Origin of the sequence: Priestia sp. YIM B13489, assembly GCF_042787645.1 — a bacterium.
Taxonomy (GTDB): domain Bacteria; phylum Bacillota; class Bacilli; order Bacillales; family Bacillaceae_H; genus Priestia; species Priestia megaterium.
In genome coordinates this window covers 2,176,100-2,201,049 of record NZ_JBHZOQ010000053.1, presented here as the reverse complement: position 1 = coordinate 2,201,049, position 24,950 = coordinate 2,176,100, and the positions used below count along the sequence as shown (strand labels likewise).

Here is a 24,950-nt window from a genome sequence, read left to right as displayed (position 1 = left end):
CAAATTTCCGCTTTTGAGGTGAATAGCGATGAAGTCAATTGATAAACTAATGAAACAGCTGATTCAACAAGGAATTAAAGCAAAGAAAGTAACGATTGATAAATCAAAGCGCCAGCAGTGGATGTCCATGTCATTGCCTAAAACGGCATGGCAGCATTCAAAATAAAAAAGAGCTGACTTAGAGTCAGCTCTTTTTTTATTAACGATCTGTATCTTCAAATGATCCTTCTTGATAGGCATCGCTTACTTGCTCATGTGTTTCTGCTAGGCCTTGTGAGAGTGCATCTTGTCGGTTATAATCTTCTGTTTCGAACTGACGGTCAGCCATTTCATTTGTATCAGGCTGCTTTTTAGGCTGTTTTTTTGAATTCATTTTCACCACTCCTATTTAATAAAGTGAGACCACGGTTAGTGTGCGATGAAAGGAAATACATTATACATGCAAAAAGAGCTTCGGTTCGTCGAAGCTCTTTCTTTCATATTATTATTGTTTTTTATCTAAGAAGATTTTTTCAATATCATCAAGTACGATATTAGCTGCTAACACACCGCCTGCTGTATTCCAAGTAGCATCATCTACTTTATGAACATGGTCTTCTTGAGCTACTTTTAACTTTTTGAAAAGCGGATCGTTTATCCATTCTTTTTCAAGCTTTGTTGCTTCGCCGTCTCCCGTTTCATAAGAGAAGTAGAATAGCTGATCGCCGTCCATTGCCGGAATGCGTTCTTTTGTTGCATTCATTTCAGCAAAATCATTTTTGTCTTGAGATTCAGGGCGAGCAAAGCCAAGCTGATCTAAAATAACGCCTGAGAACGAATCTTTATGATAGATACGAACGTCTCCAGCTGTAAAGCGTACAACTGAGATTTTTTGTTTTAACTGATCACCAAGACGTTTCTTTAAATCTGCTACGCGATTGTCATAGTCAGCTAATACTTCTTTACCTTTTTCTTCTTTATTCACAGCTTTTGCATATAACTTAAAGTTTGATTTCCAGTCTCCGCGCAGCTCTTCAGAAAATACAGTCGGAGCAATTTGACTCAGCTGATCGTATACTTTTTCTTGGCGCATCTTATTTCCGATAATCAAGTCAGGTTTTAAAGCTGCGATTGCTTCTAAGCTTGGTTCGCTTTCTGTACCTACACTTTTAACGCCTTTCATCTGACCTTTAATATGGTCATACCACGGATTTCCTAACCATGATTGAACAGCACCCACAGGCTTTACACCCATTGCAAGAAGAGCTTCAGTACCTTCGTTTGTTAAAACGACCACTCGTTTAGGTGTTCCTTTAATCTCTGTTTTATCCATTGCGTGTTTTACTGTATAAGTTTCGCCAGAACCCTCAGTTTTTTCTTTTTTATTATCGTCAGCGCTGTTTGAATTACCGCAGGCTGCCAGCACAAGCAGTGTCATAATGGTAAGAATAGATAACAAATATGACAACTTGCCTTTAGAATATGTATTCACATCTCTTCCTCCTCTTAAGTGATAATGATTTTCATTAACAATTAAGATAATATTCTAACTTTTAAGCGGTGTCAATTAAAAATTGAAAATGATTCTCAAAATCATTGACACTTTTTTCAATGTTTCCTAAACTAAAGGTTAGATATATATAGGAATCATCTTAGAGGAGAGCAATGAAAATGATGCTACGCAGTGTTCAAATGAAAGTAATGGGGCTCATCATTGGAATCATGCTGCTTTTAATCTGTATTGGATTAAGTATCGTACTCGGATACACAGATACAAGTATCAAGACAGCATTTGAAGCTTTTCAAGCGTTTAACGGTTCGAATGAGCACATAGTTATTCAAAATATTCGATTGCCGCGCGCTATAATCGGTGCTGTGGTAGGTATTTGTTTAGGAATTGCAGGAGCAATGATGCAGGCGTTAACGAAAAACCCACTTGCTTCACCAGATATTATTGGTGTGAACGCTGGGGCCAGCTTTTTTATTGTTGTTGCAGTGATGATTTTTTCGGTCAATTCACTTCAAGCTTTTACATGGATTGCATTTTTAGGAGCGGCATTAACCGTAGTGGTTGTCTATTTTCTTGGGTCCATCGGAAAAGAAGGATTAACGCCTATTAAATTGACGCTCGCAGGAGCGGCTATTGCAGCCTTTTTCTCTTCTTTAACACAAGGTCTGCTGGCTGTCGATGAATCTTCACTTGATCAAGTTCTCTTTTGGCTGGCTGGGTCTGTTCAAGGGCGCAAGGTGGAAATGCTGTATGACATACTGCCTTATGTAGTGCTAGCAATTATTGTCACGTTTTTTATTGCTTCAAAAATTAATATTTTAACGATTGGTGAAGATGTAGCTAAAGGATTAGGTCAAAGAACGGCTCTTGTGAAAATTATAAGCGGGATCATTATTGCCATTTTAGCTGGTGGAGCCGTTGCAGTAGCCGGTCCGATTAGCTTTGTTGGAATCATTGTTCCTCATGTTGTAAGAGCAATTGTAGGACAAGATTATCGCTGGGTATTTCCCTATAGTGCGGTTGCCGGCGGGATTTTAATTTTATTAGCTGATGTTGCGGCTAGATATGTCATTATGCCTCAAGAAATCCCTGTTGGAGTCATGACTGCTGTTATTGGTACACCTTTCTTTATCTACATGGCAAGGAAAGGGGCCAAGGCGTCATGAAAACATACTTATCTCTTCGCTTAAAGCGGATTTCATTTTTAATTAACATAAAAGCAGCTTTGATTATCACTGGTTTTTCAGCTGCACTTATTGCTCTTTTTTTATTAAGTGCAGGTACGGGTGACTTATTTATCAATCCCTTTCGTGTGATTAACATTTTAGCGGGTCATGGACTGGAGTTTGAACGGTTAGTTGTTACCTCCTTTAGACTTCCGCGCATTATCGTTGCCATTTGTGCCGGTATTTGTTTAGCCATTGCAGGTGCTATCTTGCAGGGGCTTGTGCGAAATCCGCTTGCTTCACCAGACTTAATTGGATTAACAGGGGGAGCGTCAGTCGGTGTAGTGTTATTTTTGACACTATTTAGTGATAAAAGCAACTCGTTAACCGTAAGTATTAATTGGATGCCTGTTAGCGCATTTTTAGGTGCATTGGCAGTGGCGCTTTTACTTTATGTGTTTGCCTGGAAAAATGGCGTCTCTCCTATTACACTAGTATTAATAGGAATTGGATTAACAGCGTTAACGAAAGCTATGACCACGCTGTTTATGATTATGGGTCCTATCTATCGCGCAAGCCAGGCAAATATTTGGATTACAGGAACGGTGTATGGCTCAAACTGGGCCAGTGTTTCCGTACTAGTTCCTGTTACAATAGGGCTGGTTATAATCACGATTTTAATGATTCGAAATTTAAATGTTCAAGAATTAGGTGAAGAAATTGCGACTAACGTTGGAAGTCGCGTTCAAAAAAATCGATTGGCACTATTACTGATGAGTACAGCTTTAACAGGAAGCGCCGTTGCATTTGCCGGCGGGATTAGCTTTGTAGGATTGCTTGCTCCACATATTGCCCGAAAGCTGGTAGGTTCTTCGTTCGGAGCTTTAATACCGCTATCGGCACTAATCGGAGCGATTTTAATCACAGCAGCAGATTTAATTGGCCGAACATTTTTCTTGCCAATCGAAGTGCCAGCAGGTGTATTTACAGCTGCAATTGGCGCACCGTACTTCATTTATTTACTATACAAACAAAGAAACGTATAGCATTCTTTGTAGAAGGAGCGATTCGCATGCATTCGTTAGAAACAAAATCGCTAACATTATCATATGGAGAAGCGATGATTATAGATGAGCTTGACGTTACCATCCCAAAGGGTGAGATTACGGTTTTTATCGGCAGTAATGGATGCGGAAAATCTACGCTGCTGCGTTCACTAGCAAGACTATTAAAGCCACATGCAGGCTCTATTTTACTAGAAGGCTCTAAAATTTCCTCTCTTCCGACCAAGGAAATTGCAAAGCAGCTAGCAATTCTTCCGCAAGGTCCTGTTGCACCTGAAGGGCTGACAGTGCTTCAGCTTGTTAAACAAGGGCGCTATCCGTATCAAAATTGGTTCCGTCAGTGGTCTCAAGAAGATGAAGAAAAAGTACAAAATGCACTCGAAGCAACAGGGTTAGCAGACTTGGCTGATCGTCAAGTTGATTCGCTTTCTGGAGGACAGCGTCAGCGCGCATGGATTGCTATGACATTAGCACAAGATACGGATATTATTTTACTTGATGAACCGACAACGTATTTAGATATGACGCATCAAATTGAGATCTTGGACTTGTTGTTTGAACTGAATGAAAAAGAAAATCGTACCATCGTAATGGTGCTGCATGATTTAAACTTAGCCTGCCGCTATGCTCATCATATCGTGGCGCTTCAAGATAAAAAAATCTATGCACAGGGAAGACCAGAAGAAGTCATTAACTGCGATTTAGTACAGCGAGTCTTTAATATGAACTGTGAAGTGACGGTGGATCCGTTATTTGGAACGCCTCTTTGTATTCCTCATGGGCGCGGACGATGTATTGTGAATAAGCTGCGCGTTGAAACGCAGCATGCTCAATAAGAAAGAGCAAAGCGAGTTAGCAGAAAAATTCCGCTGTACGTTTAAAGATAACTCGCTGTATAGGTTGTCTCCCTCCAGCTGCATGGATGAAAGCACGCTGCGGATGCAGCTGCTATGGATTCAACAGACGATGGAGGCTGATAACTTGAGAGCAGCTGCCTCCATGTTAGCTAAGCGGTATAGCTTTGTTGTGGTGGCGGCTTTGTATTCATTTATTGTGTTTCAAAAAAAGATAAATGCATCGACTAAAAATGTTTCGTTGCATACAGAAGACGCTGAAACGATGTGGCTCCCAAAAGTGTTCATCTCAGAAACTGAGACGAAAGAAGTAACAGAGGACAATCGGAAAATTCTTCTTGATGAACTTCTTGATGAATTGTTTGCTCATCACATTGAGCGGATATGGTCGTCACTGCGTAAAGTGACAAAAATCTCGAAGCTGACGCTGTGGGAAAACGTAGCTGTTTATATCCACTGGCTTTGTGATTTGCTTTTAGCAAATAAAGAAATAGAAAATGTGCAAGTACAAAAGAATTTACGATATGTGTTGGAAGAAGCTGAGGGTCATCACTTTGGTTCATACCATCATAATCCGTTTGCTAGGTACAGTTCACCTCTTCAAGTAGAGAAGCAAAAGCAGGAGATAAGAGGTCGGCAAACGTGCTGTTTGTCTTACCAAACAGGAGATAAAAAGACTTATTGTCGAACGTGTCCGGTTATTTGTAAACCAAAGAAAGGAGTGATTGTGCATGAGTAAAACCTTTCAAGAGCAATTCGACGGTTTAATTGAAAAGTATACGGAACTAATGGTTGGTCAAAGTGACGAGCAGCTACAAGAAAAAGTAAAAATGTGGGCACTTTACAACCATATCTCAAAATCCATGCCGCCTTTAACCAAGCATTGGAATCAATTATACCCAGAAGCAAAAGCGGAAATGGTCGAGATTGTGAAGGAAATAAAAGAGCTGAATGAAGCGCATCGAGCGTCACAGCGAAAACCAGAATAAAAACATTCATCACAAAGCTGATGGATGTTTTTTTATCCAAAAGCTCTCGGTCGCTTTTTGGTTTTGTGTGCATACGTTAATAAAGGGTGCCTATCTAGTTTGAAAAATGGTAAAATTAATGATAATTAAATAAATTTTGTGAGGCGTATGACAAGTGAAGGCGGGGGGTTGCTTTGGAACAAACGATAAGAAACTTTTTTTTATTGTTATCAAAAAGCAAAAAGTTAACAAAGCTGGCTAAGCGCTATGGCTTACGTTTTGGAGCAGCACGTTTTGTTGCAGGGGAAACCATCGATGAAGCTGTTAGTGTGATAAAAAAGCTAAATGAACAGGGATTAAAAGTAACGATTGATTATCTTGGCGAGTTTGTGGAAAGTGAAGTTGAAGTGGATCATGCTGCAGCTCAATGCATAAAGGCCATTCACCTTATACACAAAGAAAGATTAGATTCAGAAATTTCTTTAAAATTAACGTCTATGGGACTAGATATTTCAGAAGATTTGGCGCTTCATCATATGCGGCGTATTCTTGAAGAAGCGGAAAAACATAGCGTATTTGTGACGATTGATATGGAGGACTATAAGCGATGCAGCAAGACGATTAAGCTATTTAAACAATTAAAAAATGAGTATGAACACGTAGGGACGGTGCTTCAAGCATACTTATATCGAACAGAAAGTGACATCCGTGAATTAGATGCTTATGCTCCTAAATTAAGGTTAGTGAAAGGGGCGTACAAAGAAGCAGCAGACGTGGCGTTTCCTGATAAAGAAGACGTGGACGAAAACTTTCAAAACATCATTGGACTTCACTTATTAAACGGTCACTACACAGCAGTTGCTACTCACGATGAACGAATCATTCAGTATACAAAAGAGTTTGTTAAAAAGCATGGAATTTCAATGAATCAGTTTGAGTTTCAGATGCTATACGGGATTCGATCAGAAAGGCAAGTTCAGCTCGTAGCAGAACAATATAAAATGAGAGTGTACGTTCCTTATGGAACGGACTGGTATGGGTACTTTATGAGGCGCCTTGCAGAAAGACCTGCAAATGTCGCATTTGTCTTAAAAGGAATTGTAAAAAAATAATAATGAAATGGTCGTGATGACAAAGTAAGAAATAATCAAAAATCGAACATGATTCGATTACTCATGTTCGATTTTGAGGTTAATGTCCTTGAGTGTTATGCTTTGTGTACTGTTGGTTTTGAGATGTCTTTTTGCCGCGTCCGTGCGGTTCATTGACCGGTCCAGCATTTCCTTTAACGCTTGCTGCGCTTACGCCTGCTGACGATGGATCCTTCTTTAATTTGCTCACAAAATCACCTCCTGTGTATTAAGATAACCAAACACATTAAAAATAGTTAGAGATAATATTGTGAATATATTGCGAAAATTTAAAAAATGTTTTATAGTAAAAACAGAGATTAACAGTGACTCTCTTTTTTTACGCATAAAATGAATGACCATTCATTCAATATATTAAAGGGGATGTGGGGATAATTATGAACATAAAAAAAGCCGCCGTTTTAGGTTCAGGAGTTATGGGCTCTGGAATTGCAGCTCATTTAGCAAATGTAGGAATTCCAACGCTTTTGCTAGACGTGGTTCCAACTTCATTAACAGCAGACGAGGAAAAAAAACAGCTAACGCTTGAAGATAGACAAGTGAGAAATCGGTTGAGTACAACTGCTCTAGCTAAATTAACGAAGCAAAAACCGGCACCTTTAACGTCGAAGTCGTCACTATCGTTAATTACGCCAGGAAATCTTGAAGATCATTTACAGCAGTTAAGCGAGTGTGATTGGATTATTGAAGTAGTAGTGGAACGTCTTGATATTAAACAGCAGTTGTTTGAAAGAATTGACAGTGTACGAAAAAAAGGAAGTATCGTAAGTTCAAATACTTCAGGAATATCGATCCACGAAATGGCTAAAGGACGCTCAGAAGATTTTAAAGCGCATTTTTTAGGAACGCACTTTTTTAATCCACCGCGTTATTTAAAGTTATTAGAAATCATTCCAACTCATGACACAAAATCAGAAATTGTTGAATATATGAAAACGTTTGGTGAAGATGTATTAGGTAAAGGAGTAGTTATTGCAAAAGATACGCCTAACTTTATCGCCAACCGTATCGGTACGTACGGTTTACTTGTGACCGTTCAAGAAATGTTAAAAGGCAATTACAGTGTGGGAGAAGTTGACTCTGTGACGGGCCCCTTAATTGGAAGACCAAAAAGCGCAACGTTTCGAACACTAGACGTAGTGGGTCTAGACACATTTATTCATGTGGCCAACAATGTATTTGACAAAGTAGAAGGCAAAGAAAAAGAAGTGTTCGATGTCCCTTTATTTATGAAACAAATGCAGGAAAATGGCTGGCTGGGAAGCAAGTCAGGGCAAGGCTTCTTTTTGAAGAAAGGAAAGGAAATTTTGGAACTTGATCCTAGTACACTTCAATACGTCGAGAGAAAGAAGTTAAAAACAGCTTCTACCGAATTAAGCAAGCAGGCAAAAGGGCTGCAAAATAAAATGAAAGCGCTTATATATTCTGATGATCGTGCCGGACAGCTTCTTTGGAATGTGATCAGTCCCGTTCTTGTATATGCAGCACAGTTAAAAAATGAAATCGCCGACGATATCGTGGCCGTTGATCAAGCTATGAAGTGGGGATTTGGCTGGAAAATGGGTCCTTTTGAGACGTGGGATGCAATTGGTTTAGAAAAGTCAATTGAGAAGATGGAGCAGTCTGGTTTAGCAGTTCCGCAGTGGGTAAAACAAATGCAGGAAAATGGATTTACAAGCTTCTATAAAGAAATGGAAGGTCAAACGCTTTACTACGAAGATGAAGAGTATAAAGCGGTAAAAGAAAATAAAAAGGTGATTCACCTGTCATCTTTACGTTCTCAAAATAATGTCATTTTAGAAAACAGCGGAGCGAGTTTAATTGATTTAGGAGATGATGTGGCGTGCCTGCAGTTCACCTCTCCTAACAATGCAATCGGGCTAGATATTATTAGTTTATTAAATCAGTCTCTTGAAGAAGTGAATAAGAACTATAAAGGGCTGGTCATAGGAAATCAAGGGAAAAATTTCTGCGTTGGCGCTAACTTAGCTATGATTTTAATGGAAGCACAAGATGACAATTATTTTGAAATTGAATTTGTCATTAAACAATTTCAGCAGGCAATGATGAAGGTGAAATACAATGAAAAGCCGGTTGTTGCAGCTCCATTTGCGATGACTCTTGGAGGCGGAGCAGAAATTTGCTTACCGTCAGCTAAAATTCAAGCTTCTGCTGAAACTTACATGGGCCTTGTAGAAGTAGGAGTCGGACTCATTCCTGGTGGAGGAGGTAATAAGGAGCTTTATATCAAACAGCTAAATGGTTTACCTAACGGTGTAACGCTCGATCTTCAGCAAATTGCCAATAAAACATTTGAAACAATTGCTACTGCAAAAGTATCTGCTTCTGCTGCAGAAGCTAGACAGCTAAACTTTTTAAATCGTCATGATGGCATCAGCGTAAACGGAGATCACTTGCTGAATGATGCGAAGAACTCAGTCCTTGCTTTACATGACACGGGCTATAAACCACCTGTAAGAGCTAAAATTCCTGTGGTTGGAGAAACAGGATATGCAACGTTGCTGCTAGGAGCTCAATCCATGAAGTATTCAGGGTATATATCAGAACATGATTATAAAATTGCTAGTAAGTTAGCATTTGTGTTAGCTGGAGGACGTGTAGCGTTTGGTTCGGAAGTTGATGAAGAGTATTTGCTGGACTTAGAGAGAGAAGCGTTTTTAAGCCTTGTTGGAGAAGCGAAGTCTCAAGAACGTATGCAGCACATGTTAGTTAAAGGAAAACCACTGCGTAATTAAGGGGGAGAAAAAATGAGAGAAGCAGTTATTGTAGCAGGTGCTAGGACACCGGTTGGAAAAGCAAAAAAAGGTTCACTGGCAAGTGTTAGGCCTGATGATTTGGGAGCCATTGCGGTTAAAGAAACTCTTCGCCGAGCAGGCGGATACGAAGGACCAATTGATGATTTAATTATTGGTTGTGCGATGCCTGAAGCAGAACAAGGTTTGAATATGGCTCGAAATATTGGCGCTCTTGCGGGTTTGCCTTATACGGTGCCAGCAATAACGATTAATCGTTATTGTTCATCAGGTTTGCAAAGTATTGCCTACGGTGCAGAACGAATTATGCTAGGGCAAGCCAAAGCAGTGTTAGCTGGAGGAGCAGAATCAATGAGTTTTGTTCCGATGTTTGGAAACGTAGCGCGTCCAAATGTTCAGCTGGTTGAAAATGCGCCGGAATATTATATGGGCATGGGACATACAGCAGAACAAGTAGCGATGAAATACGGCATTTCACGTGAAGACCAGGATGCGTTTGCTGTACGCAGCCATCAAAAAGCAGCAAAAGCACTTCAAGAAGGGAAGTTTAACGACGAAATTGTTCCGGTGGAAGTGACGCTTCGAAAAGTGGATGAAAACAATAAGCTCCGTGAACAAAAGCTGATGTTCTCTCAAGATGAAGGAGTTCGTCCTGGCACAACTGCGGATGTATTAGGAAAACTTCGTCCAGCTTTTTCGGTTAAAGGATCCGTAACAGCTGGAAACTCTTCGCAGACAAGTGACGGAGCTGCATCCGTTTTTCTAATGGATAAAGAGCAAGCTGAAGCAGAAGGGTTAAAGCCTTTGCTTAAGTTTCGCTCATTTGCAGTTGGAGGAGTTCCGCCTGAAGTAATGGGGATTGGCCCGATAGCTGCCATTCCTAAAGCTCTTAAACTAGCAGGGCTGGAGCTTTCTGATATCGGATTGTTTGAATTAAATGAAGCATTTGCTTCTCAAGCACTTGGCGTTATTCGTGAATTAAATATTAATGAAGATAAAGTAAATGTAAACGGAGGCGCTATTGCCTTAGGTCATCCATTAGGCTGTACCGGAGCTAAGCTGACTCTTAGCTTAATGCACGAAATGCAGCGTCGAAATGAGCAGTTTGGAATTGTCACGATGTGTATTGGCGGAGGAATGGGAGCTGCTGGTGTATTTGAATTGTTAGCATAATCATTTCAAAGGGGGATATGAACATGTCAAATAAAACAAAACAAATGATTAAAGGTGGAAGCTTTTTAATTGAAGAAGGCGATGCAAGCCGCGTCTACACGCCGGAGGATTATACATCTGAACAAAAGATGATTGCCAAGACGACAGATGAATTTGTAGAAAATGAAGTCCTTCCACAAGTGGAATATTTAGAAAAGCATGAGTTTGACCGTTCTGTAAAGTTATTAAAACAAGCTGGTGAATTAGGTTTGCTTGGTGCAGATGTACCGGAAGAATACGGTGGACTCGGTTTAGATAAGATTACCTCGGCTTTAATTGCTGAAAAAATGTCTCGAGCAGGCGGATTTTCCATCACTCATGGTGCTCACGTAGGAATTGGGTCATTGCCAATCGTCTTATTTGGAACAGAAGAGCAAAAACAAGCATATTTACCTGCTTTAGCAGTTGGGGAAAAAATAGCAGCATATGCGTTAACAGAACCTGGTTCCGGTTCCGATGCCCTCGGTGCTCGCACAATAGCTCGCCTTAACGCAGAAGGCACACACTATGTGTTAAATGGAGAAAAGCAGTGGATTACAAATGCCGGATTTGCTGATGTGTTCGTCGTGTACGCGAAAATCGACGGCGATAAATTTTCTGCTTTTATCGTTGAACGCGAATTTCCAGGCGTATCGGTTGGACCGGAAGAGAAGAAGATGGGAATCAAGAGTTCATCAACAAGAACGTTGATTCTTGAAGATGCACTTGTTCCAAAAGAGAACGTGTTAGGTGAAGTGGGAAAAGGTCATGTGATTGCTTTTAACATTTTAAATATTGGGCGCTACAAGCTTGGAGTTGGAGCAGTTGGAGCAGGGAAACGTGCGTTAGAAATCACGTCTCAATATGTTAACCAGCGTCAGCAGTTTAAAACGCCAATCGCTAAATTTTCATTAACCCAAGAAAAATTAGCAACAATGGCTTCTAAATTATATGCAACTGAAAGCTCCGTCTATCGTACGGTAGGACTTTTTGAAGACCATATGGGCCAGCTTTCAGAAGAACAGCAAAAAGACGGAAAGCAAATTGCCGCTTCCATTGCTGAATATGCGATTGAATGCTCATTAAACAAAGTGTTTGCCACGGAATCTCTTGACTACATCGTAGATGAAGGCGTCCAGCTTCACGGAGGCTATGGTTTTATGAGTGAGTATGAAATTGAGCGCCTGTATCGTGATTCCCGCATTAACCGTATTTTTGAAGGAACAAATGAAATTAATCGACTCTTAGTACCAGGCACATATTTACGCAAAGCGCTAAAAGGAGAGCTTCCGCTGCTTCAAAAAGCACAAACGCTTCAAGAAGAATTGATGATGCTTATGCCGCAGGAAGTAGGAAATGAGCCGTTAGATCAAGAAAAAATGCTTGTGCAAAATGGAAAGAAAATTGCGCTCTTGCTTTTAGGTCTAGCTGCACAGAAGTATGGGAAAGAGTTAGAGAAAGAACAAGAAATTCTCGTTAATATTTCCGATATGATTAGTAACGTATATGCAATGGAATCCACTGTTTTACGTACTGAAAAAGCGATTTCCAAAACAGGTGCAGATCAAAACAGCTTGAAGGTAAAATATACGCAAGTATTTTGCCAAGAAGCATTTAATCGAATTGAAGCAGATGCAAAGGAAACGTTAATTGGCGTTGAACAAGGTGATACGCTTAGAGTCATGCTTTCGTCTCTTCGCAAGTTAACTCGCTATACACCAATTAATGTAATTAGTGTAAAGCGCGAGATTGCAAAAACGCTTCTAGAAGTAGAGAAGTTCACAGTTTAAGGGAAAAGGAGCTCGTTTTACGAGCTCCTTTTTGTTTAAGAAGCCTCTATCTAGGTAAATGATAAAGGATGTGTTAAAATACGAAAAAAGCTTAAAATAAAGGGTGGTTGACGAAATGTCATTATTTTTTTATTCATATCCAAAGTGTGGTACGTGCCGAAAAGCCAAGAAGTGGCTGGATGATAACGGAGTAGCGTATGAAGAAATCCATATTGTAGAAAACCCGCCAACAAAAGAGCAGCTGCAATCTTATTATCAGAACAGCGGCTTAGAATTAAAAAAATTCTTTAATACAAGCGGTAAAAAATATCGCGAATTAGGACTTAAAGATAAAGTAAGCAGTGCGAGTGAAGATGAACTTCTGTCGATTCTTGCGTCAGATGGCATGTTAATTAAGCGTCCGCTGCTAACAGATGGACAAAAAGTAACGCTTGGTTTCAAAGAAGAGCAGTTTGAGGACGTGTGGAAGTAAGTTTTCAAATAGAAAATTTTTACCTTTTACGTTACACTGTTAATAGGAAGTTATTTTAGGTTGTAGAAAGTGTTCTCCACGTTGAAGGCGCTTTTTATATAAACAAATTACGATACATATTTTGGAGGGATTAAGATGAGTACACCAAAAGATTTGCGTTATTCTGAAGAGCATGAATGGGTAAAAACAGAAGGAGACGTTGTCCGCGTAGGTATTACGCATTTCGCTCAAGCTGAGCTTGGCGACATCGTATTCGTTGAACTGCCAGAAGTAGGAGCAACAGTAGAAGCTGACGAGCCGTTTGGCAGCGTTGAATCAGTAAAAACAGTTTCTGAGCTTTACGCACCAATTAGCGGTGAAGTTGTAGCAGTAAACGACAACTTAAGCGATAGCCCTGAACTTGTTAATGAATCTCCATACGAAGAAGCATGGATGATTACAATCAAACCGTCTGATGCTTCTCAAGTAGATAAGCTAATGACAGCAGAGCAATACGAAGAAATGACAAACGAAGGATAATATTCCTCCATAAATTGTCTTTATGAAAAGTTTTTGACTGGACACTCTATTAGTAAACAAGCTAAAGGAGTGTCTTTTTATGTTTGAAAAACAAAAAATGGACGTTACAGATCGCGTTACAGCTAAATTTCATGACGGCGGTATGAAATTATATGTTGATAAGCAGCCAATTGGTGAAGTTAGTTACGGAACAAGCGGCAATGAATACCGCTTTGAAGAAGGTTATTCGCAAGAAAATAATAAGTTCTATCAATATACGGATGTACAAAAACAAGGTGAAACGCAAAAATATACAGACTGCGACGAAGAAGCAGGATGGTGCTAAACAGTGGCAACTGCCACTGTTTTTCTTGTCTTATGGAAACAATATGGCCTAAGCTGCTTTTTAAAACAGTTCTTTCTTGCAAATTTCTTTTAAAAAACAGGTGAACTGTGATACATTAACGAATATTGTATAGCATAAAGAAATGATGTTACTATACAACTGACGATTATGGGTGATGAAAATGGGGCTAATTGAAATTGAAAAAGTAATTATTGTCGAAGGAAAATCAGATAAAAAGCGTATCCAAGATATCATTCGAGAACCAATTGAAATTATCTGTACAAACGGTACGATTAGTTTATCAAAGCTGGATGAAATTATTGACTGTACGTTTAACAAAGAGGTATACATACTTGTTGACTCTGATGATTCAGGGAATAAGCTAAGAAAACAATTTAAACGAGAGCTTCCGGAAGCAGAGCATCTATATATTGATAAAATGTACCGAGAGGTTGCTGCCGCCCCTAGACATCACATAGCAACAGTATTACTGAGTGCCAATATCGATGTTAATGCAGAATTTTTAACATAAAAGGAATGAGCAACATGCAAGAATGGAGCGAAAAACAGCTTGAAGATCAGTTAAAAGAAGGACAAAGAACGTTTATCTTTTTCCATACACCTTTTTGCGGGACATGTCAGCTGGCAAAAAAAATGTTAACCGTAGCAGAAGCGATGCTGCCCGGTGTGACCATCGGAATGAGCAATTTAAATTATATGCCTTCAAAAGCAGAAATATTTTCAATTGAAAGTGTACCTTGTTTGATTGAAGTGAAAAATGGCGAAATGGTAAAAAAACTCTATGCGTTTCATTCCATCGAGCACGTACTTGAAGAGCTTCGATAATCAAACGTTTGTTTAAAATGAAGAAATTGAAAGAGAGTGAACCGTTGGGGCTGTTGGAATCTTGGGATATTATCCCAAGAACAAAACCTGTTGACAGCCTATCTGACACATGCTAAAATCACACTCATGAATGTTCATAAATGAATGAATATTTCCCAAAAACAAAATAATTGTTGCGAACTCTTATCAAGAGAGGTGGAGGGACTGAGCCCTGTGAAACCCGGCAACCGTCAGACTAACTGAAATGGTGCCAATTCCTGCAAAGCTATGTGCTTTGAAAGATGAGAGAAAGGATTAAATATCGAGCCTTTCTGTCATGCGCAGAGAGGCTTTTTTGATGGGGAAAATTGTTTTACGGCTTTTTCATCCTATAGGGCAACCTAACATAATTAAGTTTTTACTAAAGAAGGTGAAGAAATATGATTACATTAACAGACGTTACAAAAATTTATCAGGCCAAAAGTGGTCAAATAACAGCTGTTGATAATGTGAATCTAACCGTTAACCAAGGTGAAATTTACGGAATTATTGGTTATAGCGGAGCGGGGAAAAGTTCTTTAATTCGCTTGCTAAACGGGTTAGAAACACCAACGACAGGAACGGTAGAAGTAGCAGGTAATGATATTGGAAAAATTAAAGGCGGAAAACTCAGAAAAGCTAGACAAGAAATTAGTATGGTATTTCAGCACTTTAATATCTTGTGGTCGCGTACGGTGCGAGAAAATATTGCTTTTCCGTTAGAAATAGCAGGGATCTCAAAAGAAAAAAGAATGAAACGAGTAGACGAGCTTATCAAGTTAGTCGGGCTTGAAGGGCGTGAAAATGCTTATCCATCACAGCTTAGCGGTGGACAAAAGCAGCGTGTTGGTATTGCTCGAGCGCTAGCCAATAACCCAAAAGTATTGCTGTGTGATGAAGCAACATCAGCGCTTGATCCTCAAACGACAGATTCCATTTTAGATCTGTTAGTAGATATTAATGAGAAGCTAGGGTTAACCATTGTATTGATTACTCATGAAATGCACGTTATTCGTAAAATTTGTCATCGGGTAGCCGTTATGGAAAATGGGGCAGTGGTAGAAGAAGGACAAGTGCTAGAAGTATTCAGAAAACCTAAGCAGCCGATTACAAAACGGTTCGTTCAACAGATTTCTGAACCAGAAGAAACGTTTGAAACAATTGAACAAGTACAGGGGTTATATCCAAGCGGGCAAATTATTCAGCTTACGTTTGTTGGCGGAAAAGCAGAGCAACCGCTCATTACAACGATTTTAAAACAGTTTGATGTAACGATTAATATTTTGCAAGGAAAGATTTCTCATACACAAACAGGTTCATACGGGACGTTGTTCGTTCATTTAGATGGAGAATTAACAGAAGTTGAAAAAGTCATTGCATACATTCATGAGCAGCAGGTAGAAGTGGAGGTAATGACAAATGCTTGAGAAACTATTTCCGAACGTTATTTTAGATGATTTTATTCAAGCGACAAATGAAACACTATATATGACGGCTATTTCAGTTATAGCCACGTTTGTTCTAGGTATTTTATTGGGCTTGCTTTTATTTTTAACGTCCAAAGGACAGCTCTGGCAAAACAAACCTTTATATGCCATTGTGTCAGCAGTTGTAAATATCTTTCGTTCCATTCCATTCATTATTTTAATTGTTTTACTGATTCCATTTACCAAAGCATTGGTAGGAAGTATTTTAGGCGCTAATGCAGCGTTACCTGCTTTAATTGTGGGAGCAGCACCATTTTATGCGCGTCTTGTAGAAATTGGTCTGCGTGAAATTGATAAAGGTGTTATTGAAGCTGCTAAATCAATGGGAGCAACAACAAGCACTATTATCTTTAAAGTGCTGTTACCTGAATCGCTGCCAGCTTTAATTTCTGGTTTGACGGTAACGACGATTGCGCTAGTCGGCTATACGGCAATGGCGGGTGTGATTGGAGCTGGAGGTCTTGGGAATCTTGCATATTTAGAAGGATTCCAGCGCAGTCATAATGATGTAACGCTAGCTGCTACGATCTTAATTTTGATTATTGTATTTATTATCCAACTTATTGGAGATGCGATTACTGCAAAAATTGATAAAAGATAAAGGGAGGATTATTTATTATGAAAAAATGGCTTTCGGCTTTAGCACTAACATCTGCGCTAGTAGTAGGATTAGCTGCATGTGGATCTAACAATGGATCAAAAGATGAAAAGAAAATTGTTGTGGGTGCATCTAATACGCCTCATGCTGAAATTTTAGAACAAGCAAAACCGATTTTAGAAAAACAAGGAATCGACTTAGAAATTAAAAAATTCCAAGATTACATCTTACCGAACACAGCTCTTGCAAACAATGAAATTGATGCAAACTACTTCCAGCACGTTCCTTATATGAATTCAGTGCTGAAAGATCACAAGGGTGAAAAAGGGTATGATTTTGTAAGTGCCGGTGCCATTCACATTGAACCAATCGGTATCTACTCTAAAAAATACAAAAGCTTAAAAGATCTTCCGAAAAACGGCACAGTTATTATGCGTGATGCAGTAGCAGAGCAAGGACGTATTTTATCGATTTTTGAAAAAGCCGGCGTAATCAAATTAAAACCAGGCGTAAAGAAAACAGATGCACAAATTAAAGATATCGTAGAAAACCCGAAGAATTTAAAATTTAAAGCCGATGTTGAAGGCGGATTGCTACCTCAAATGTACAAAAATAATGAAGGTGACGCTGTTGTTATCAATGCTAACTATGCTATTGATGCTGGCTTAGATCCAGTAAAAGATCCAATCGCAGTGGAAAGCAAAGAAAATAACCCTTATGCAAACATCATTACGGTTCACAAAGGCGACGAAAATAAAGATACAGTGAAAGCTTTAGTGAAAGTTCTTCACTCTAAAGAAATTCAAGACTACATTAAAGAAAAATACAAAGGCGGAGTACTGCCGGTAAATAAATAATAGAAGAAAAGCGCTTGTCCACTCTGGGCAAGTGCTTTTTTTGTATGCGTGAAAACGAATAACTCTTATTTTTCTCACGCATACTAACCGTGAAAACTTTACTGATGATGGGAGCTGACGTTATGCAGCAAGAAGCACGTCATTCAACTGAGCAAGCACTTCATGATTATAAAATGGGTGTTGGGAAATTTAGCGAAAAATTGCCGGAAGTAACAAAAACGTTTAATGCGTTTACTGAAGCATGTTTTGGAGAAGGTTCTCTTTCTAAAAAAGAAAAGCAGTTAATCGCGCTAGGAATCAGCGTAGTAGCTCAAGACGAGTACTGTATGATTTATCATACAAAAGGCTGCATCGATCAAGGCGCAACTGAGCAAGAAATTTTAGAAGCATGCGGAGTGTCAGCAGCATTTGGCGGAGGCGCAGCGATGAGTCAGTCCGTTACGCTTGTCCAAGAGTGTATTTCAGAACTGACTAGCCACACGCACTAAGTAAATAAAGAGGGTAAAAAAGCTTGTCTTAGAAGGCTCTATGGAGTCTTTTAAGGCAACTTTTTTATGAGTGGATTTAGTCTTGAAAAACGTACATAATGGTTTAAAACCTTTTGGGTCAAAAGGTTGCTATAAGTTTTCATTTGTTATAAGATTGTAATGAGAATAAAATGAGAATAATTAAAAAGATATAGGTATATCGTTTTTTACTATATACGTCTATAACTGGAGGTTTTAATATGGCAGGGTCAACTTTAACAATTAAAGATCTTCATGTTGCAATTGAAGGTAAAGAAATTTTAAAAGGTGTTAATTTAGAAGTTAAGGGCGGCGAAATCCATGCAATCATGGGACCAAACGGTACTGGTAAATCAACATTATCTTCAGCAATCATGGGACATCCTAAATACGAGGTTACACAAGGAAGCATCACGCTAGACGGCGAAGATGTACTTGAGATGGAAGTAGATGAGCGCGCTCGTGCAGGTCTATTCCTAGCTATGCAATATCCAAGTGAAATCAGCGGGGTAACAAATGCTGACTTCTTACGTTCAGCAATTAATGCTCGTCGTGAAGAAGGCGAAGAAATTTCACTAATGAAATTCATCCGTCAATTAGACAAAAACATGGATTTCTTAGAGATGGATCAAGACATGGCTCAGCGTTACCTAAACGAAGGTTTCTCTGGCGGTGAGAAGAAACGTAATGAAATTCTGCAATTAATGATGCTTCAACCAGGAATTGCAATTTTAGATGAAATCGACTCTGGTTTAGATATCGATGCGTTAAAAGTTGTATCAAAAGGTATTAATGAACTGCGCGGCAGCGAGTTTGGTTGCTTAATGATTACTCACTACCAACGTTTACTAAACTACATTACACCAGATAAAGTTCACGTTATGATGCAAGGTCGCGTTGTAAAATCAGGCGGACCAGAATTAGCACAGCGTCTAGAGGCAGAAGGTTATGATTGGATCAAACAAGAATTAGGTATTGAAGACGAAACTGTAGAGCAAGAAGCTTAAGAGTTAGGAGGATCTCTATGACTATTGATACGAAATTACCATTTGATCAAGAGTACATCAGCAGCTTTTCAAAAGAAGCTAATGAACCAAGTTGGCTGCTAGATCTTCGCTTACAAGCTCTTGCGAAAGCAGAAGATCTTGCACTTCCAAAGCCAGATAAAACAAACATTTCGAAATGGAACTTTACTGCATTTGACAAGCACACTTCACAGGCAAGCACAATCTCATCTGTAGACGAGCTTCCAGAAGTGGTTAAAGCATTGATTGATACAGAAGCTGTTAAAAATCTATATGTTCAGCGTGACCAAACAGCTGCATATTCAACATTAACAGAAGAGCTAAAGTCTCAAGGCGTTATCTTTACAGATATTCAAACAGCTGCTAAAGAGCATAGCGACCTTGTCGAGAAGTACTTCATGAAAGACGGAGTTAAAGTAGATGAGCACCGTTTAACTGCATTAAACGCAGCGTTATTAAACGGCGGTGTATTCGTGTACGTTCCTAAAAATGTAGAAGTACAAGAGCCGCTTCAAGCTGTATTTGTCCGTGAAGATGAAGAAGCTGCTTTATTCAACCATGTGATTGTTGTAGCTGAAGACAACAGCTCAGTAACATATGTAGAAAACTACATTGCTACTGCTGAAGAGTCAAAAGGTGTTGTCAATATCGTGACGGAAGTATTTGCTAACAGCAATGCAAAAGTAACATTTGGGGCTGTTGACTACTTAGCTAAAGGCACAACTACTTATGTGAACCGCCGCGGCGTAGCGGGCAAAGATGGTCGCATTGAGTGGGCTTTAGGCTTAATGAGTGAAGGAAATACAGTTTCAGAAAATACAACGTATCTAATGGGCGACGGTTCATATGGAGATACAAAAACGGTAACAGTTGGACGTGGAGAACAGTCTCAAAACTTAACAACAAGTATCGTACATTTTGGAAAACATTCTGAAGGCTACATTTTAAAACACGGCGTTATGAAAGAAAGCGCGTCTTCAATCTTTAACGGTATCGGTAAAATTGAACACGGTGCTTCTAAATCAAACGCTGAGCAAGAATCTCGTGTGTTAATGTTAAGTGAAAAAGCACGTGGAGACGCAAACCCAATTCTTCTAATTGATGAAGACGATGTAACAGCAGGACACGCTGCATCTGTTGGACGCGTAGATCCAATTCAGCTTTACTACTTAATGAGCCGCGGTATTCCGCAAACAGAAGCAGAACGTCTAGTTATCCACGGGTTCTTAGCACCAGTTGTAAACGAGTTGCCAATCGAAACGGTTAAAAAGCAATTAACAGATTTAATTGAAAGGAAAGTTCGATAATGAATATCTCTGATATTCGTAAACAATTTCCTATTTTAGACCAAGAGGTAAATGGCAGCCCGCTCGTTTATTTAGACAGTGCAGCAACTTCACAAAAGCCGCTTGCTGTAATTGAAGCAATTGAGAAGTATTATAAAGAATATAACTCAAACGTACACCGAGGTGTTCACACGCTTGGTACAAGAGCAACAGACGGATACGAAGGCGCTCGTGAAAAGGTTCGTAAGTTTATTAATGCAAAATCAACGGAAGAGATTATCTTTACGCGCGGTACAACGACAGCTCTTAATACAGTAGCTGCAAGTTATGGCCGTGCTAATCTCAAACCTGGTGATGAAATTGTGATTACTTATATGGAGCATCACAGCAACATCATTCCTTGGCAGCAAGTTGCCAAGGAAACAGGTGCAACGTTAAAATATATTTCATTAACAGAAGATCATGCACTTTCACTAGAAGAGGTAAAAAGCACGATTACATCCAACACCAAAATTGTATCGATTATGCAAGTATCTAACGTATTGGGCACGATTAACCCAGTAAAAGAGATTGCAGAAATTGCACATGCTAACGGTGCAGTAATGGTTGTGGATGGTGCGCAAAGTACGCCTCATATGAAGGTGGATGTACAAGATTTAGACTGTGATTTCTTTGCTTTCTCTGGACACAAAATGGGCGGACCGACTGGAATTGGCGCTCTTTATGGAAAGAAAGAGCTTCTTGAAAAAATGGAACCAATCGAGTTTGGCGGCGAAATGATTGACTTCGTAAACCTATACGAATCAACGTGGAAAGAGCTTCCTTGGAAATTTGAAGGAGGTACGCCAATCATTGCAGGTGCAATTGGTTTAGGTGCAGCGATTGATTTCTTAGAAGAAGTTGGTTTAGATAATATTCAAGCACATGAGCACAAGTTAGCGCAGTATGCACTGGATCGCTTATCGCAAGTAGATGGAATTACGATTTACGGACCGAAAGAGCGAGCGGGTGTTGTGACGTTTAATATTGAAGATGTGCATCCGCACGACGTTGCAACAGTAGTAGACGCTGATGGAATTGCGATTCGTGCAGGTCATCACTGTGCGCAGCCGCTGATGAAATATTTAAACGTATCTTCTACTGCACGTGCAAGCTTCTATTTGTATAACACGGAAGAAGAAGTAGATAAATTGGTGTCATCATTAATAAAAACGAAGGAGTATTTTACAAATGGCTTTTAATAATTTAGATACTCTCTATCGTCAAGTAATTATGGACCATTATAAAAATCCGCGTAATCGTGGAACGTTGAATGAAGATACTGTGAACATTCATATGAATAACCCGACTTGTGGAGACCGCATTGAACTTTCTTTAAAAGTAGAGGACGGCAAAGTGGTGGATGCAAAGTTCGAAGGCGAAGGATGTTCAATTTCAATGTCATCAGCTTCAATGATGACACAAGCAATTAAAGGTCAAGAAGTAGACAAAGCGTTTAAAATGGCCCATATCTTCTCTGACATGATGCAAGGTAAAGAGTATGATGATAGTATAGATTTAGGAGATATTGAAGCACTTCAAGGTGTAGCAAAATTTCCTGCGCGTATTAAATGTGCAACACTAGCGTGGAAAGCGATGGAAAAAGGTCTTAACGAACAAAAATAAGACCTTCATTCATTCCCAATCCTATCAAGTAGGGGGTAATAAAAGATGGCTAAAAAAATGCCAGAAATCGGCGATTATAAATATGGATTTTCCGATAAAGACGTATCAATTTTCCGCTCAAAACGCGGTTTAACGAAAGAAATCGTAGAAGAAATTTCTCGTATGAAAGAGGAACCACAATGGATGCTTGACTTCCGTTTGAAATCTCTAGAGCACTTCTACAACATGCCAATGCCACAGTGGGGCGGAGACATGGCAAGCTTAGACTTTGATGAAATTACGTACTACGTAAAACCATCTGAGAAGTCTGAACGCTCTTGGGATGAAGTTCCTGAAGAAATTAAACAAACGTTTGATAAACTAGGTATTCCTGAAGCAGAGCAAAAGTATCTTGCGGGTGTATCAGCTCAGTACGAATCTGAAGTTGTTTATCACAATATGAAAGAAGATCTTGAAGCACAAGGTATCGTATTTAAAGATACGGATACGGCGCTAAAAGAAAACGAAGATATTTTCCGTGAGCATTTTGGAAAAGTTATCCCGCCAACGGATAACAAATTCTCTGCACTTAACTCGGCGGTTTGGTCTGGTGGATCATTCATTTACGTACCAAAAGGCGTAAAAGTAGATACACCATTACAAGCTTATTTCCGTATTAACTCTGAAAATATGGGACAGTTTGAGCGTACGTTAATTATTGCTGATGAAGGCTCACACGTTCACTATGTAGAGGGCTGTACAGCACCTGTTTATACAACAAACTCTCTTCACAGTGCCGTTGTAGAGATCATCATCAAAAAAGATGCGTATTGCCGCTATACAACAATTCAAAACTGGGCGAACAACGTATACAACCTTGTAACAAAACGCGCGGTTTGTGAAGCAAATGCAACAATGGAATGGATTGATGGAAACATCGGTTCTAAGTTAACAATGAAATATCCAGCTGTTATCTTAAAAGGTGAAGGTGCACGTGGTATGACATTATCTATTGCCCTTGCTGGTAAAGGACAGCACCAAGATGCTGGTGCAAAAATGATTCACTTAGCACCGAACACATCTTCAACGATCGTATCAAAATCAATTTCAAAACAAGGCGGTAAAGTAACATACCGCGGTATCGTACACTTCGGCCGTAAAGCAGAAGGTGCACGTGCGAACATTGAGTGTGATACGCTGATTATGGATAATCAATCAACTTCTGATACAATTCCGTACAATGAGATTTTAAATGACAACATCTCACTTGAGCATGAAGCGAAGGTATCGAAAGTATCTGAAGAACAATTATTCTATCTAATGAGCCGCGGTATTTCTGAAGAAGAAGCAACAGAAATGATTGTAATGGGCTTTATTGAGCCATTTACAAAAGAGCTTCCAATGGAATATGCAGTAGAAATGAACCGTCTAATCAAATTTGAAATGGAAGGTTCAATCGGTTAATAATAGATCAAAACTCGTTTGCTGTTTATGCAAACGAGTTTTTTTGTATCGTTTGTATTAAAATAAAGAAAAGCGAAGCTAAGAACATAGAGGAGGAGTGGCATGATTTATATTGGAGTTACAGGCTGGGGAGATCATGATTCATTATATGAAGCGGGGGTTTCATCAAGAGACAAGCTTGCCGTATATGCAGGCCATTTTCCAATTGTTGAAGTCGATTCATCTTTTTATGCAATTCAACCAACATCAAATGTAGAAAAATGGGTGAACGATACACCGGAATCTTTTCGTTTTGTGGTAAAAGCCTATCAAGGTATGACAGGCCATATGAGAGAAGGAAATCCGTTTGATAGCAAAGAAGAAATGTTTCATGCGTTTTTAGAATCAGTGAAGCCTTACGTAACATCGAATAAGCTTGGTATGATTTTATTTCAAATGCCGCCCTGGTTTGACTGTACAAAAGAAAATGTAGCCTATTTGAGATATAGCCGCGAGAAGTTTGGCGATTTGCCAGTAGCGCTTGAGTTTCGAAATCAATCTTGGTTTAAGCCATTTTTCTACGATAAAACGCTGACGTTTATGGAACAAGAGAAGTGGATTCACGGTATTTGTGATGAACCGCAGGCAGGAGAAGGCTCTATTCCTATTGTGATTCATGCTACAGATAAACAGAAAACACTTATCCGTTTTCACGGACGAAACGTACACGGTTGGAATAAGCCCGCAGAAGGCAATTGGCGAGCAGTAAGGTTTTTGTATCGTTACAATGAAAAAGAGCTCCTAGAGTGGAAAGAACGGCTTGAAAAGCTACAAAAACAAACGAAGGACATTTACCTGTTATTTAATAATAACTCGGGCGGAGATGCTGTACATAATGCCAAACAGCTCATGAGTTTATTAAATATTGAATATGAGAATTTAGCTCCTAAACAATTAGATTTTTTTAATGAATTTTAGAACTGAGTCCTATAAAAGTTTATATAAATAAGGAAGAAGGAATATAAACGTCAAATAGGTAGAAAAGTATATGTAAAACCTCACTTTTTTCTTTCAAAATCATAAATTGATTAAGAAAGGAGTGAGTTACTATGATTACCTTAGTGCCTATCGTAATTGAAGGTCATACGTTTAATGCAGTTACCGTATTGCTGCCAAAAACAACTCTGTTAACAATCTCATCAGATAAAGGGTACATTATGTGCGGAGCACTAGACGTAGGTCTATTAAATGATAAATTAGCTGATCGTCAAATAATAGCTGGAAGAGCTGTAGGTGTACGTACAATTGAGCAGCTTCTTGAAGCGCCTCTTGAATCTGTAACGCTTGAAGCTGAAAAAAGAGGGATTTTTAAAGGGACAATTGGTAAAGATGCTTTATTGAAAATGCTTTAATATAGTGGAAAATTTAAGATAAAACTTTTTAAAAGAAGCGTGAACCTCCTTATACATGCATACAT

The 24,950-nt window shown here is 39.2% G+C and carries 29 protein-coding genes and 1 riboswitch; of the genes, 26 read left to right on the top strand and 3 right to left on the bottom strand.

What is annotated here, in order from left to right; all coding sequences use genetic code 11:
- Positions 1 to 28: 28 nt before the first annotated feature.
- A complete protein-coding gene (locus tag ACFX4W_RS17065) occupies positions 29 to 166 on the top strand; it encodes a hypothetical protein (RefSeq protein ID WP_014457868.1) in 138 nt (45 codons plus the stop codon).
- A gap of 33 nt (positions 167 to 199) precedes the next feature.
- On the opposite strand, the gene ACFX4W_RS17060 is transcribed toward ACFX4W_RS17065, so the two are convergent.
- The gene (locus tag ACFX4W_RS17060) at positions 200 to 373 is read right to left on the bottom strand and encodes a YozQ family protein (protein WP_013085357.1); all 174 of its coding nucleotides are present in this window, start codon (positions 371 to 373) and stop codon (positions 200 to 202) included.
- A gap of 111 nt (positions 374 to 484) precedes the next feature.
- On the bottom strand, positions 485 to 1,471 hold the full coding sequence (locus tag ACFX4W_RS17055) for an ABC transporter substrate-binding protein (RefSeq protein ID WP_034648466.1): 987 nt from the start codon (positions 1,469 to 1,471) through the stop codon (positions 485 to 487).
- Between the two features lie 179 nt (positions 1,472 to 1,650).
- Between ACFX4W_RS17055 and ACFX4W_RS17050 the strand changes: the two genes are divergently transcribed.
- The 6 genes from ACFX4W_RS17050 to ACFX4W_RS17025 all read left to right on the top strand — a co-directional run bounded on the left by ACFX4W_RS17050 (position 1,651) and on the right by ACFX4W_RS17025 (position 6,653).
- Positions 1,651 to 2,655, top strand: a complete 1,005-nt coding sequence (locus ACFX4W_RS17050; RefSeq protein ID WP_043977266.1) for a FecCD family ABC transporter permease — start codon at positions 1,651 to 1,653, stop codon at positions 2,653 to 2,655.
- Positions 2,652 to 3,701: a FecCD family ABC transporter permease gene (locus ACFX4W_RS17045; protein ID WP_043977265.1), complete on the top strand. Its 1,050-nt coding sequence runs from the start codon at positions 2,652 to 2,654 to the stop codon at positions 3,699 to 3,701. The genes ACFX4W_RS17050 and ACFX4W_RS17045 overlap by 4 nt, the downstream gene beginning before the upstream one ends.
- Before the next feature lie 26 nt (positions 3,702 to 3,727).
- A complete protein-coding gene (locus tag ACFX4W_RS17040; RefSeq protein ID WP_013059664.1) occupies positions 3,728 to 4,555 on the top strand; it encodes an ABC transporter ATP-binding protein in 828 nt (275 codons plus the stop codon).
- Positions 4,545 to 5,312 carry an IucA/IucC family C-terminal-domain containing protein gene (locus ACFX4W_RS17035; protein ID WP_043977262.1) on the top strand — a complete coding sequence of 256 codons (768 nt, stop codon included), beginning with the start codon at positions 4,545 to 4,547 and terminating at the stop codon, positions 5,310 to 5,312. The genes ACFX4W_RS17040 and ACFX4W_RS17035 overlap by 11 nt, the downstream gene beginning before the upstream one ends.
- Positions 5,305 to 5,562, top strand: coding sequence for a YusU family protein (locus ACFX4W_RS17030; RefSeq protein WP_013059662.1), 258 nt, complete (start codon positions 5,305 to 5,307; stop codon positions 5,560 to 5,562). The genes ACFX4W_RS17035 and ACFX4W_RS17030 overlap by 8 nt, the downstream gene beginning before the upstream one ends.
- Before the next feature lie 173 nt (positions 5,563 to 5,735).
- Positions 5,736 to 6,653, top strand: a complete 918-nt coding sequence (locus ACFX4W_RS17025) for a proline dehydrogenase family protein (RefSeq protein WP_043977260.1) — start codon at positions 5,736 to 5,738, stop codon at positions 6,651 to 6,653.
- A 79-nt stretch (positions 6,654 to 6,732) separates the two neighbouring features.
- Here the strand turns inward: ACFX4W_RS17025 and ACFX4W_RS17020 are convergent, their stop codons facing one another.
- Positions 6,733 to 6,882, bottom strand: coding sequence for a YuzL family protein (locus tag ACFX4W_RS17020; protein ID WP_013059660.1), 150 nt, complete (start codon positions 6,880 to 6,882; stop codon positions 6,733 to 6,735).
- A 184-nt stretch (positions 6,883 to 7,066) separates the two neighbouring features.
- On the opposite strand from ACFX4W_RS17020, the gene ACFX4W_RS17015 reads away from it, so the two are divergent.
- The 19 genes from ACFX4W_RS17015 to ACFX4W_RS16925 all read left to right on the top strand — a co-directional run bounded on the left by ACFX4W_RS17015 (position 7,067) and on the right by ACFX4W_RS16925 (position 24,885).
- Positions 7,067 to 9,448: a 3-hydroxyacyl-CoA dehydrogenase/enoyl-CoA hydratase family protein gene (locus ACFX4W_RS17015; RefSeq protein ID WP_230184065.1), complete on the top strand. Its 2,382-nt coding sequence runs from the start codon at positions 7,067 to 7,069 to the stop codon at positions 9,446 to 9,448.
- 12 nt (positions 9,449 to 9,460) lie between these two features.
- Positions 9,461 to 10,639, top strand: a complete 1,179-nt coding sequence (locus ACFX4W_RS17010; protein WP_028409611.1) for an acetyl-CoA C-acetyltransferase — start codon at positions 9,461 to 9,463, stop codon at positions 10,637 to 10,639.
- Between the two features lie 23 nt (positions 10,640 to 10,662).
- The gene (locus tag ACFX4W_RS17005) at positions 10,663 to 12,447 is read left to right on the top strand and encodes an acyl-CoA dehydrogenase family protein (protein WP_280560523.1); all 1,785 of its coding nucleotides are present in this window, start codon (positions 10,663 to 10,665) and stop codon (positions 12,445 to 12,447) included.
- Between the two features lie 115 nt (positions 12,448 to 12,562).
- Positions 12,563 to 12,919, top strand: a complete 357-nt coding sequence (locus tag ACFX4W_RS17000) for an arsenate reductase family protein (RefSeq protein ID WP_013059656.1) — start codon at positions 12,563 to 12,565, stop codon at positions 12,917 to 12,919.
- A 135-nt stretch (positions 12,920 to 13,054) separates the two neighbouring features.
- Entirely contained in the window at positions 13,055 to 13,438 is a 384-nt protein-coding gene (gcvH, locus tag ACFX4W_RS16995; protein ID WP_013059655.1) for a glycine cleavage system protein GcvH, read from the top strand.
- Between the two features lie 79 nt (positions 13,439 to 13,517).
- Positions 13,518 to 13,763 carry a YusG family protein gene (locus ACFX4W_RS16990; RefSeq protein ID WP_013059654.1) on the top strand — a complete coding sequence of 82 codons (246 nt, stop codon included), beginning with the start codon at positions 13,518 to 13,520 and terminating at the stop codon, positions 13,761 to 13,763.
- Positions 13,764 to 13,944: 181 nt separating this feature from the next.
- Complete coding sequence (locus ACFX4W_RS16985; protein ID WP_025752660.1) at positions 13,945 to 14,295, top strand: toprim domain-containing protein; 351 nt, start codon at positions 13,945 to 13,947, stop codon at positions 14,293 to 14,295.
- Positions 14,296 to 14,309: 14 nt separating this feature from the next.
- A complete protein-coding gene (locus ACFX4W_RS16980; protein ID WP_043977253.1) occupies positions 14,310 to 14,609 on the top strand; it encodes a thioredoxin family protein in 300 nt (99 codons plus the stop codon).
- 180 nt (positions 14,610 to 14,789) lie between these two features.
- Positions 14,790 to 14,897, top strand: a riboswitch (SAM riboswitch).
- A 131-nt stretch (positions 14,898 to 15,028) separates the two neighbouring features.
- A complete protein-coding gene (locus tag ACFX4W_RS16975; protein ID WP_043977252.1) occupies positions 15,029 to 16,054 on the top strand; it encodes a methionine ABC transporter ATP-binding protein in 1,026 nt (341 codons plus the stop codon).
- Positions 16,047 to 16,715, top strand: coding sequence for a methionine ABC transporter permease (locus ACFX4W_RS16970; protein WP_013085342.1), 669 nt, complete (start codon positions 16,047 to 16,049; stop codon positions 16,713 to 16,715). The genes ACFX4W_RS16975 and ACFX4W_RS16970 overlap by 8 nt, the downstream gene beginning before the upstream one ends.
- Positions 16,716 to 16,732: 17 nt before the next feature.
- Entirely contained in the window at positions 16,733 to 17,569 is an 837-nt protein-coding gene (locus tag ACFX4W_RS16965) for a MetQ/NlpA family ABC transporter substrate-binding protein (RefSeq protein ID WP_014457885.1), read from the top strand.
- A gap of 122 nt (positions 17,570 to 17,691) precedes the next feature.
- Positions 17,692 to 18,057 carry a carboxymuconolactone decarboxylase family protein gene (locus ACFX4W_RS16960; protein ID WP_013059648.1) on the top strand — a complete coding sequence of 122 codons (366 nt, stop codon included), beginning with the start codon at positions 17,692 to 17,694 and terminating at the stop codon, positions 18,055 to 18,057.
- 239 nt (positions 18,058 to 18,296) lie between these two features.
- Entirely contained in the window at positions 18,297 to 19,082 is a 786-nt protein-coding gene (sufC, locus tag ACFX4W_RS16955; RefSeq protein WP_013059647.1) for a Fe-S cluster assembly ATPase SufC, read from the top strand.
- A 17-nt stretch (positions 19,083 to 19,099) separates the two neighbouring features.
- A complete protein-coding gene (sufD, locus tag ACFX4W_RS16950; protein ID WP_043977250.1) occupies positions 19,100 to 20,407 on the top strand; it encodes a Fe-S cluster assembly protein SufD in 1,308 nt (435 codons plus the stop codon).
- Positions 20,407 to 21,627: a cysteine desulfurase gene (locus ACFX4W_RS16945; protein ID WP_013059645.1), complete on the top strand. Its 1,221-nt coding sequence runs from the start codon at positions 20,407 to 20,409 to the stop codon at positions 21,625 to 21,627. The genes sufD and ACFX4W_RS16945 overlap by 1 nt, the downstream gene beginning before the upstream one ends.
- Positions 21,617 to 22,051: a Fe-S cluster assembly sulfur transfer protein SufU gene (gene sufU / locus ACFX4W_RS16940; RefSeq protein WP_013085338.1), complete on the top strand. Its 435-nt coding sequence runs from the start codon at positions 21,617 to 21,619 to the stop codon at positions 22,049 to 22,051. Before ACFX4W_RS16945 ends, sufU begins: the two co-directional genes overlap by 11 nt.
- A gap of 45 nt (positions 22,052 to 22,096) precedes the next feature.
- A complete protein-coding gene (gene sufB / locus ACFX4W_RS16935) occupies positions 22,097 to 23,494 on the top strand; it encodes a Fe-S cluster assembly protein SufB (RefSeq protein ID WP_013059643.1) in 1,398 nt (465 codons plus the stop codon).
- Positions 23,495 to 23,596: 102 nt separating this feature from the next.
- Positions 23,597 to 24,451 (top strand): DUF72 domain-containing protein, encoded by an 855-nt coding sequence (locus ACFX4W_RS16930; protein ID WP_013059642.1) that lies wholly within the window; start codon positions 23,597 to 23,599, stop codon positions 24,449 to 24,451.
- A gap of 131 nt (positions 24,452 to 24,582) precedes the next feature.
- Positions 24,583 to 24,885 (top strand): YunC family protein, encoded by a 303-nt coding sequence (locus tag ACFX4W_RS16925; RefSeq protein ID WP_028409608.1) that lies wholly within the window; start codon positions 24,583 to 24,585, stop codon positions 24,883 to 24,885.
- The last annotated feature ends 65 nt before the right edge of the window (positions 24,886 to 24,950 follow it).

Bases quoted from the DNA above. Each gene is read 5' to 3' on its own strand.
- ACFX4W_RS17065 (WP_014457868.1), top strand. From the start codon at position 29: ATGAAGTCAATTGATAAACTAATGAAACAGCTGATTCAACAAGGAATT.
- ACFX4W_RS17060 (WP_013085357.1), bottom strand. From the start codon at position 373: ATGAATTCAAAAAAACAGCCTAAAAAGCAGCCTGATACAAATGAAATG.
- ACFX4W_RS17050 (WP_043977266.1), top strand. From the start codon at position 1,651: ATGATGCTACGCAGTGTTCAAATGAAAGTAATGGGGCTCATCATTGGA.
- ACFX4W_RS17045 (WP_043977265.1), top strand. From the start codon at position 2,652: ATGAAAACATACTTATCTCTTCGCTTAAAGCGGATTTCATTTTTAATT.
- ACFX4W_RS17040 (WP_013059664.1), top strand. From the start codon at position 3,728: ATGCATTCGTTAGAAACAAAATCGCTAACATTATCATATGGAGAAGCG.
- ACFX4W_RS17035 (WP_043977262.1), top strand. From the start codon at position 4,545: ATGCTCAATAAGAAAGAGCAAAGCGAGTTAGCAGAAAAATTCCGCTGT.
- ACFX4W_RS17030 (WP_013059662.1), top strand. From the start codon at position 5,305: ATGAGTAAAACCTTTCAAGAGCAATTCGACGGTTTAATTGAAAAGTAT.
- ACFX4W_RS17010 (WP_028409611.1), top strand. From the start codon at position 9,461: ATGAGAGAAGCAGTTATTGTAGCAGGTGCTAGGACACCGGTTGGAAAA.
- ACFX4W_RS17005 (WP_280560523.1), top strand. From the start codon at position 10,663: ATGTCAAATAAAACAAAACAAATGATTAAAGGTGGAAGCTTTTTAATT.
- ACFX4W_RS17000 (WP_013059656.1), top strand. From the start codon at position 12,563: ATGTCATTATTTTTTTATTCATATCCAAAGTGTGGTACGTGCCGAAAA.
- gcvH (WP_013059655.1), top strand. From the start codon at position 13,055: ATGAGTACACCAAAAGATTTGCGTTATTCTGAAGAGCATGAATGGGTA.
- ACFX4W_RS16990 (WP_013059654.1), top strand. From the start codon at position 13,518: ATGTTTGAAAAACAAAAAATGGACGTTACAGATCGCGTTACAGCTAAA.
- ACFX4W_RS16985 (WP_025752660.1), top strand. From the start codon at position 13,945: ATGGGGCTAATTGAAATTGAAAAAGTAATTATTGTCGAAGGAAAATCA.
- ACFX4W_RS16980 (WP_043977253.1), top strand. From the start codon at position 14,310: ATGCAAGAATGGAGCGAAAAACAGCTTGAAGATCAGTTAAAAGAAGGA.
- ACFX4W_RS16975 (WP_043977252.1), top strand. From the start codon at position 15,029: ATGATTACATTAACAGACGTTACAAAAATTTATCAGGCCAAAAGTGGT.
- ACFX4W_RS16970 (WP_013085342.1), top strand. From the start codon at position 16,047: ATGCTTGAGAAACTATTTCCGAACGTTATTTTAGATGATTTTATTCAA.
- ACFX4W_RS16965 (WP_014457885.1), top strand. From the start codon at position 16,733: ATGAAAAAATGGCTTTCGGCTTTAGCACTAACATCTGCGCTAGTAGTA.
- ACFX4W_RS16960 (WP_013059648.1), top strand. From the start codon at position 17,692: ATGCAGCAAGAAGCACGTCATTCAACTGAGCAAGCACTTCATGATTAT.
- sufC (WP_013059647.1), top strand. From the start codon at position 18,297: ATGGCAGGGTCAACTTTAACAATTAAAGATCTTCATGTTGCAATTGAA.
- sufD (WP_043977250.1), top strand. From the start codon at position 19,100: ATGACTATTGATACGAAATTACCATTTGATCAAGAGTACATCAGCAGC.
- ACFX4W_RS16945 (WP_013059645.1), top strand. From the start codon at position 20,407: ATGAATATCTCTGATATTCGTAAACAATTTCCTATTTTAGACCAAGAG.
- sufU (WP_013085338.1), top strand. From the start codon at position 21,617: ATGGCTTTTAATAATTTAGATACTCTCTATCGTCAAGTAATTATGGAC.
- sufB (WP_013059643.1), top strand. From the start codon at position 22,097: ATGGCTAAAAAAATGCCAGAAATCGGCGATTATAAATATGGATTTTCC.
- ACFX4W_RS16930 (WP_013059642.1), top strand. From the start codon at position 23,597: ATGATTTATATTGGAGTTACAGGCTGGGGAGATCATGATTCATTATAT.
- ACFX4W_RS16925 (WP_028409608.1), top strand. From the start codon at position 24,583: ATGATTACCTTAGTGCCTATCGTAATTGAAGGTCATACGTTTAATGCA.